At 74.2% G+C, this 7,563-nt stretch carries 7 protein-coding genes; 2 read left to right on the top strand and 5 right to left on the bottom strand.

Annotated features, from left to right (window positions below):
- Positions 1-50: 50 nt before the first annotated feature.
- The 5 genes from ACWGJO_RS40285 to ACWGJO_RS40265 all read right to left on the bottom strand — a co-directional run bounded on the left by ACWGJO_RS40285 (position 51) and on the right by ACWGJO_RS40265 (position 5,615).
- Positions 51-1,640: a TolB family protein gene (locus tag ACWGJO_RS40285; protein ID WP_452190743.1), complete on the bottom strand. Its 1,590-nt coding sequence runs from the start codon at positions 1,638-1,640 to the stop codon at positions 51-53.
- 163 nt (positions 1,641-1,803) lie between these two features.
- Positions 1,804-3,213: a TolB family protein gene (locus ACWGJO_RS40280; protein WP_452190741.1), complete on the bottom strand. Its 1,410-nt coding sequence runs from the start codon at positions 3,211-3,213 to the stop codon at positions 1,804-1,806.
- Between the two features lie 209 nt (positions 3,214-3,422).
- Complete coding sequence (locus tag ACWGJO_RS40275) at positions 3,423-4,835, bottom strand: hypothetical protein (protein ID WP_452190740.1); 1,413 nt, start codon at positions 4,833-4,835, stop codon at positions 3,423-3,425.
- Between the two features lie 151 nt (positions 4,836-4,986).
- On the bottom strand, positions 4,987-5,304 hold the full coding sequence (locus ACWGJO_RS40270) for a hypothetical protein (RefSeq protein ID WP_452190738.1): 318 nt from the start codon (positions 5,302-5,304) through the stop codon (positions 4,987-4,989).
- Positions 5,305-5,447: 143 nt separating this feature from the next.
- Positions 5,448-5,615 (bottom strand): hypothetical protein, encoded by a 168-nt coding sequence (locus ACWGJO_RS40265; protein ID WP_452190735.1) that lies wholly within the window; start codon positions 5,613-5,615, stop codon positions 5,448-5,450.
- Positions 5,616-5,807: 192 nt separating this feature from the next.
- Here ACWGJO_RS40265 and ACWGJO_RS40260 point away from each other — a divergent pair, with 192 nt between their 5' ends.
- Positions 5,808-6,719 (top strand): LysR substrate-binding domain-containing protein, encoded by a 912-nt coding sequence (locus ACWGJO_RS40260; RefSeq protein ID WP_452190733.1) that lies wholly within the window; start codon positions 5,808-5,810, stop codon positions 6,717-6,719.
- Positions 6,720-6,982: 263 nt separating this feature from the next.
- Positions 6,983-7,540 carry a TetR/AcrR family transcriptional regulator gene (locus ACWGJO_RS40255; RefSeq protein ID WP_452190731.1) on the top strand — a complete coding sequence of 186 codons (558 nt, stop codon included), beginning with the start codon at positions 6,983-6,985 and terminating at the stop codon, positions 7,538-7,540.
- Positions 7,541-7,563: the final 23 nt, after the last annotated feature.

Genomic DNA, 7,563 nt, shown 5'->3' with positions numbered 1-7,563 from the left:
GCCCGGCCGACGTCCCGCCCCCGTCGTGGTTCCCGGACGGCGGGTGCCGGTCAGTCGTCCTCGTTCTCGCCCTGGTCGTCGCCGCCGTTCCGGTGAAGCCAGGTCGGCTTGGCGAAGACCTGGCCGTTCTCGACCGCCGGGCCGGTGCCGCCGGCGACCAGGTTGCCGCTGGTCGAGTCGAACACCACGGTGTTCCCCGAGGCGGAGACGAACGGCTGCGTCGACGAGCCGTTGCCGAGCGAGCCGTCCGGAGCGGCGGCGACCCGCTCGGTGCGGCCGGTGCGCAGGTCCTGGCGGTAGACGTCCCAGCCCGGGTGCTGGGGGCCGGCCACCAGGTTGTCGGCGGCGGACTCGAAGTAGATCCAGCGGTTGTCGGCGGTGATCGAGCCGTGGTCGGAGGAGCCGACCGAACTGGTGCCGGGCAGGCCGCCGCTGACCTTCGTCACGGTGCCGGTCCGCAGGTCCCGCACGTGGAGCACGGTGTGGTAGCGGTGGCCGCCGGTCGAGCCGCCGGGCTCGGACAGGGTGTAGATCGCGCGGCGCCCGTCGGGGCTGATCGTCGCCTCGAAGCTGGAGCTGCCGATCGTGCCGTCGAGGCCCGCGCTCACCGGTGTGAGGGTGCGGGAGCGGACGTCGTAGGTGTAGTAGGGGGCGGCAGCCGGGCGGGCCAGGCTCGGCTGCGCCGCGGACTGCGGGACGCTGCGGCGCGCGGCCTCGGCGGCGCTCGGGGTGAGCTCCACGTCGGAGGGGGCGTCGGAGGGGGCGGAGGCCGTGGCCGCCGCCGCGGCGGTCGCGGCGGCGAGGCCGGGGGCCTGCTCGTCCGGCAGCAGGCTGGAGATGGAGCCGAAGCCGATGGTGCGGCCGTCGGCGCTGATCGTCGGTCGGAAGGACGTGCTCTCACCCGGCTTGCCGTTCACGTCGTGGGAGACCAGCCGGGTGGTGTGGGTCCAGCGGTCGGTGACGTAGACGTTGATCTTCCAGGTGTAGGGCCGGGCGAGCGAGGGCTCGGGGGTGGGCTCCGGCCCGGGGTCCACGACGGTCGGGTCCAGGTCGGTCCGGGAGGACACGTAGACCACGTATCGGCCGTTGCCGCTGACCTGCGCGTTGTACGAGGAGTGGTACTGGTCGGTGTCGGTGTTGGTGGGGCTGCTGCTGACCAGCTCGGTGCGGCCGGTCCTGCGGTCCCTGATGTACACCTCGGTGCGGTTCTTGACCTGCGCGCCGGGCGCCACGTTCTCGTCCTCGCTCTCGAAGACGACGTAGCGCCCGTCGGCGCTGATCCCGGCCTGGTCGGTCGAGCCGCTCAGCGCCTTGCCCTTGTCGGACAGGTTGACCTGTTCGAGGCGGCCGGTGCGCAGGTCCTTCACATAGGCGTTGCTCCAGCCCACCGAGGGGTGGGGCAGCAGGTTCGTGGCCCGGGAGGTGAACAGGGCGTAGCGGCCGTTCGCGCTGATGCCCTGGGCCGTCGACTGGTTGTCGGGCGCCGCGCCGTTCGGCCCGAGGCTGACCTGGGCGGTGCCGCGCGGCACCGGGCCGGCCTGGGCCGGGGCGGCGGCGACGGCGAGCAGGGCGGCCGCGACCAGGACGCTGCCGCCGCCCGACAGCCAACGGTTGCGGGTCGTCCGGGTGGTTCGTGTCATGAAGGTGTTCCTCCCCAGCGATCGCCCGGCCGGGCTCCCTCCCGGCAACGGGCTTTCGGCAGAGCCAATCGTCGGGAGGGCCGGGGGTCAACGCCCTCCGGTAATGTCGGCGTAAAATACGTCAACGGACGTATGCGGCAAGGGAATCAAGCCATCCGGACCATCACGGGTGGCGCACGAAGACGTCCGCGGCGGCGTTGGTGTCGCCCGGCACCAGGTCACCGTCGTCGGCGGTGAAGACCACCGTCCCGCCGCCGGCGTCCACGAACGGGTCCGAGGAGTCGGAGGTGCTCTGCCCGCCGTCCCGGGTGAGGCTGACCCGTTCGATCGCGCCGGTCCGCAGGTCGCGGCGGAAGACGTCGCTGACGCCGTTGGTGTCGCCGGGGACGAGGTTGTCGGCGGCGGAGTCGAAGTAGACCCAGCGGCCGTCGAAGGTCATGGCGGGGTTCTGGGCGCTCGCGGTGGTCGTGGTGCCGGGCAGGAAGGCGTTGAGCCGCGTCAGCCGGCCGGTGGCCAGTTCCCGGGCGTACAGGTCCATCCGGAAGTGGGCGGAACCGGGACCGCCGATGCGGAACGGCAGGCCGAACAGGGCGTAGCGGCCGTCGGGGCTGAGCCGGGAGCCCCTGCTGACGCCGCGCAGGGTGCCCTCGTCGTCCACGCTGGCGCCGGAGACCTTCCCGGTGTCGGCCTTCCAGACGAAGTACGGGTAGAAGCGGGCCGGGGCCAGTCCGGGCGCACCGGCGTCGGCGCCAGGGTCGGTGTCGGAGGCGGTGTTGGTGGCGGTGTCGGTGGCGGAGTCGGTGGCCGGGGCCTGCGGGAGCAGGTTGGTCGCCCGGGAGGTGAAGCCGACGGTGGAGCCGTCCGCGCTGATCGTCACACCGTAGGAGGTGTTGTTGGCGGCCCCGCCGTCCGCGCCGGTGGTGACCACCCGGGTGGTGCCGGTCCAGCGGTCGGTGACGAGCACGTTGAAGTGGCGCGGGTCCGAGCCCGGGGCGAGGTCGGTGCGGCTGGAGGTGTAGGCGACGTAGCGGCCGTCCCGGCTCAGGGACGGGCTGTCGGAGTAGCCCTCGTCGTCGCCGGACCCGCCCCCGGTGACCAGTTCGGTGTGCCCGGTCCAGCGGTCGCGGACGAAGACGTCGCTGTAGCGCCTCGGCTGGCCGGGCACCACGTTGGTGGCGCTGGTGCTGAAGGCCACGAACCGGCCGTCGGCGCTGATCGAGGCGTCCGCGGTGGGTGCGTCCAGCCGGGAGCCGTCGTCGGCGACGCTGACCCGTTCGACGTGTCCGTTGCGCAGGTCGCGGACGTAGACCTCCTCGGAGTTCGGGGTGCCGGGCCCGGGCAGCAGGTCGGGCGCGGTCGAGGTGAAGAGCGCGGAGCGGCCGTCCTCGCTCAGCCCGATCGCGATCGAACGCCCGTTGATCTGCTCGCCCTTGGCGGTCTCGCTGACCCGGGCGGTGTCGCCCTTGGGCGGCCTGGCCTCGGCGGCGGGCAGCGCCGCTCCGGCGGCCACGGCGGTGGCGGCCAGCACGGCGGCGGTGCGGGCGAGCCGGCGTCGGGTGCGTGCGTTCGTCATGGATCGTCCTCCCCTGATGGCGGTCCCGGGTCCACGGCCCCCGCGGCCCGGTCGGGGAGAGCCAAGCGTCGTGCGGACGGTTGGTCAACGACCGGTGGCGATTCCGTTCGGAAATACGCCACCGGTCGTATCCCGCAAGGGAGTCGGGGCATCGGACCGTCAGGGCCTCAGGGCCTCAGGACCTCAGGACCTCGGGGCGCGTCGGACCGTCACAGGCGGCGCAGGAAGACGTCCAGCACCTGGTTGGTGTCGCCCGGCACCAGGTCGCCGTCGTCGGCGGTGAAGAGCACGGTGTCGCCGGTGGCGTCCACGAACGGGCTGAAGGACGAGGAGGTGCTCTGCCCGCCGTCCCGGGTGAGGCTGACCCGTTCGATCCGGCCGGTCCACAGGTCGCGGCGGAAGATGTCGCTGGCGTCGTTGGTGTCGCCGGGGACCAGGGTCTCGGCGCTGGAGTCGAAGTAGACCCAGTGGCTGTCGGCCGTCATGACGCCGCCGGACGAGGACCACTTGGTGCTGGTGCCCGGCAGGTCGGTGTTGACCTTGGTGACCTTGCCGGTGGCCAGCTCGTGGACGTACAGGTCCAGCCGGATGCCGTGGGCCGGGCCGGGGAAGCCGCCGACGAACACCGGGACGCTGTAGATCGCGAAGCGGCCGTCCGGGCTGACCCTGGCGTCGTAGGAGACGCCGGTCAGCTCGCCGGTGCCGTCCAGGCTTGCACCGACGATCTTCCCGGTGCCGGCCTTCCAGACGTAGTACCGGTAGTAGTGGGGTCCGGCGAGCTGGGGCGAGTCGGTGGCGGCGTCGGTGGCGGGGTCGCCGGTGCCGGTGCCGGGGTCGGTGGCCGGGGGCTCCGGCAGCAGGTTCCCGGCACGGGAGGTGAAGCCGACGGTGGCGCCGTCCGCGCTGATCGCCGGGGCGAAGGAGCCGTTGTCGGCACCCGAGCCGTCCGCGCCGACGGTGACCAGCCGGCTGGTGCGGGTCCAGCGGTCGGTGACGTAGACGTTGTTCTTGCCGCGCCGCAGGGTGCCCGGGGCGAGGTCGCTGCGGTTGGAGACGTAGGCGACGTAGCGGCCGTCGCGGCTGATGCTGGGGCTGAGGGCCCCGAACCCGCTCTGGTCGTCGGTGCTCGGCACGGCGGCGGAGGTGACCAGTTCGGTGTGTCCGGTCCAGCGGTCGCGGACGAAGACGTCGCTGGGGTGGCTCGGCTGGCCGGGCACCACGTTGGTGGCGGTGGTGCTGAAGGCCACGAACCGGCCGTCGGCGCTGATCGAGGCGTCGGTGGTGGCGGCGTTCAGCGCGGAGCCGTCGTCGGCGACGCTGACCTTCTCGATGTGCCCGTTGCGCAGGTCGCGGACGTAGACCTCGTCCGTGTTCGGGGTGCCGGGCCCGGGCAGCAGGTCGGTCGCGGCGGAGGTGAAGAGTGCGGAGCGGCCGTCCTCGCTCAGCCCGAGCGGCGTCGAGTACGCGTTGAGCTGGGCGCCCTTGGCGGTCTCGCTGACGCGGGCGGTGTCGCCCTTGGGCGGCCTGGCCTCGGCGGCGGGCATCGCGGCGCCGGCCACGGCGGTGGCGGCCAGCACGGCGGCGGTGCGGCCCAGCCATCTGCGGGTGCGTGCGGTGGTCATGGAACGTCCTCCCCTGGGATCGCCCGGCCGCGCTCCCTCCCGGCGGCGGGCTCTCGCAGAGCCAACCGTCGGGAGGGCCGGTGGTCAACGGGCGGCGGTGATCCCGTCCAGAAATACGCCAACGGACGTATTCCGTAGGGGAGTCGGGCCCTTACAGTCGGCGACGGAAGACGTCCGCGCAGCCGTTGGTGTCGCCCGGCACCAGGTTGCCGTCGTCGGCGGTGAACAGCAGCGTGGTGCCGAAGGCGTCGACGGCCGGGTCGTAGGCGCTGCGGATGCTCTGGTCGTCGCCCGCGCCGGAGGTGCCGTCGCCGGCCGTGACCAGTTCGGTGCGGCCGGTCCACCGGTCCTGGACGAAGAGGTCGTTCTGGTGCTTCCGCTGCCCGGGCAGCACGTTGGTGGCGCGGGTGGTGAACGCCACGTATCGGCCGTCGCCGCTGATCGCCGCGTCGCCGGCGCCGTCGTTCAACGCGGAGCCGTCGGCGGCGACGCCGATCCGTTCGAGGTGGCCGTTGCGCAGGTCCCGGACGTAGACGTCCCCCGAGCTGCCGTGGCCGCCGGGCAGCAGGTTGGAGGCGGAGGACGAGAACAGGGCGTAGCGGCCGTCGCCGCTCAGCCCGCGCGGTCGGGCCCCTCGCCCGCCGGGCCCTCGCTGACGCGGGCGGTGTCGCCCTTGGGCGGCCTGGCCTCGGCGGCGGGCATCGCGGCGCCGGCCACGGCGGCGGCGGCCAGGACGGCGGCGGTACGGGCCGCCCAGCGGCGGGTGCGTGCGGTGGTCATCGATCGTCCTCCCCGGATGACGGTGCCGGGCCCACGACCCCTGCGGCCCGGTTCGGCCACGAGCCAAACGCCGTCCGGGGCGGGCGGTCAACGGGCGGGGTCGATCTCGGCCGGAAATGCGCCACCGGCGGTGGGTGCCGCGGAAAACCCGCCGCGTCCGGGTAAGGCGCGCCGCGCTGGCAGAATTGGTCCGTGATCGACGCACGACGGCTGCGGACCCTGCGGGCCGTGGCGGACCACCGCACCGTGACCGCCGCGGCGGCCGCCCTCTACCTGACCCCCTCCGCGGTCTCCCAGCAGCTGGCCGCCCTGGAGCAGGAGACCGGCCACGACCTGCTCGCCCGGGAGGGCCGGGGCGTACGGCTGACCGCCGCCGGGGAGATCCTGCTCGGCCACGCCGACGTGGTGCTCGCCCAGCTGGAGCGCGCCGAGGCCGACCTCGCCGCGTACAGCGCGGGCGTCTCCGGGGAGATCACCGTCGCCTCCTTCGCGACCGCCATCGCCTCGGTGCTCGCCCCCGCCGTCGGCCTGCTCGCCGAGCGCGCCCCCGGGGTACGGCTCAAGGTGCTGGACGCCGAGGGCGACGCCAGCCTGCCGATGGTGCTGGACGGCCGGGCCGACCTCGCGGTGGCGGTCGAGTACCGGGGCGCCCCGCGGGCCGACGACGCCCGGCTGACCCGGGTGCCGCTGTACGCCGAGCCCTTCGAGGCCGTCCTGCCGCTCGGCCACCGGCTGGCCGACGAGTCCGGCCCGCTGGCGGTCGCCGCGCTGGCCGACGAGCCGTGGATCGGGCCGTACCCGGGCAACCCCTGCCACGACGTGGTGCTGCTGGCCTGCGAGCACGCCGGGTTCCAGCCCCGGCTGCTGCACTCCTCCGACGACTTCCGGGCCGTGGTGGCACTCGCCGCGGCGGGTCTCGGGGTGGCGCTGGTGCCGCGCTCGGCGCTGCGCGGCGTCGACCTCCGCGAGGTCGCGGTGCGGCCGGTGGACAGCGAGCTCGCCACCCGGCGGGTCTTCGCCGCCGTCCGGACCGGTGCCGACGGGCATCCGCTGGTCCGGCCGGTGCTGGACTCCCTCGCGCAGGCGGCCGCCGCGGGCGCGTGAGCCGATCGTGCGCGGGGCGGCTGCGGGCCGGGCGGCTCGGCCGGTGCCCGCGGCTGCTCGGCGTCCCGGGTCGGGCGGTCCGCCGTGGTGCTTCCGGCGTGGCGTCCCGGCCCGGGCGGCCGTGCAACCGCTTGGTCCGTGCGGGCAGTCGAGGTTCGGTGCCCCCCTCGGGACCGCCCCCGCTAAACGGTACCGACCGGTACCGACTGGAGGACGGTACCGATCGGTACCGTTTGGCGTCAAGAGTGGATAGGATCGGCCGCGTGGCAGTCAACGCACGGGCGCGCCTGCTGAGCACGGCCGAAACCCTCTTCTACGCGAACGGCATCCGCGCGGTCGGCGTGGAGCGCATCCTCTCCGAGTCCGGCGTGGGCCGAGCCTCCTTCTACCGGCACTTCACCGGCAAGGAGGAGCTGGTGACCGCGGTCCTGGAGGGTCGCGACGTCCGGTGGCGGGCGTGGCTCTCCGAGCGGGTCGCGGCCCACGGCGGCCACCCGCTGCACGTCTTCGACGCGCTGGCCGAACGGTTCGCGACCCAGGACTTCCGCGGCTGCGTCGCGATCAACACGATGACCGAGATCGCCGACCCGGCCAGCCCGGCCCGCCGGATGGCGGCCCTGCACAAGACCCGCGTCATCGACCTGGTCGAGCGGCTGATGCTGGACGCCGGCGTCCCCGAGCCCGGGGAGCGCGCCCGGCAGTTCGCCCTCCTGATGGACGGCGCCATCGTCACCGCCCTGCGCGAGGGCACCCCGGACGCCGCCTGGCGGGCCCGCGGCATCGCCGAGGCCCTGCTGGCCGCCCGAGGCCTGAGGCCCTGAGCCTGAGGCCCTGAGCCTGAGCC

This window comes from Kitasatospora sp. NPDC054795, from assembly GCF_053611565.1.
This window is presented reverse-complemented; position numbering and strand designations above follow the sequence as displayed.

Bases quoted from the DNA above. Each gene is read 5' to 3' on its own strand.
- ACWGJO_RS40265 (WP_452190735.1), bottom strand. From the start codon at position 5,615: ATGACCACCGCACGCACCCGCCGCTGGGCGGCCCGTACCGCCGCCGTC.
- ACWGJO_RS40280 (WP_452190741.1), bottom strand. From the start codon at position 3,213: ATGACGAACGCACGCACCCGACGCCGGCTCGCCCGCACCGCCGCCGTG.
- ACWGJO_RS40275 (WP_452190740.1), bottom strand. From the start codon at position 4,835: ATGACCACCGCACGCACCCGCAGATGGCTGGGCCGCACCGCCGCCGTG.
- ACWGJO_RS40285 (WP_452190743.1), bottom strand. From the start codon at position 1,640: ATGACACGAACCACCCGGACGACCCGCAACCGTTGGCTGTCGGGCGGC.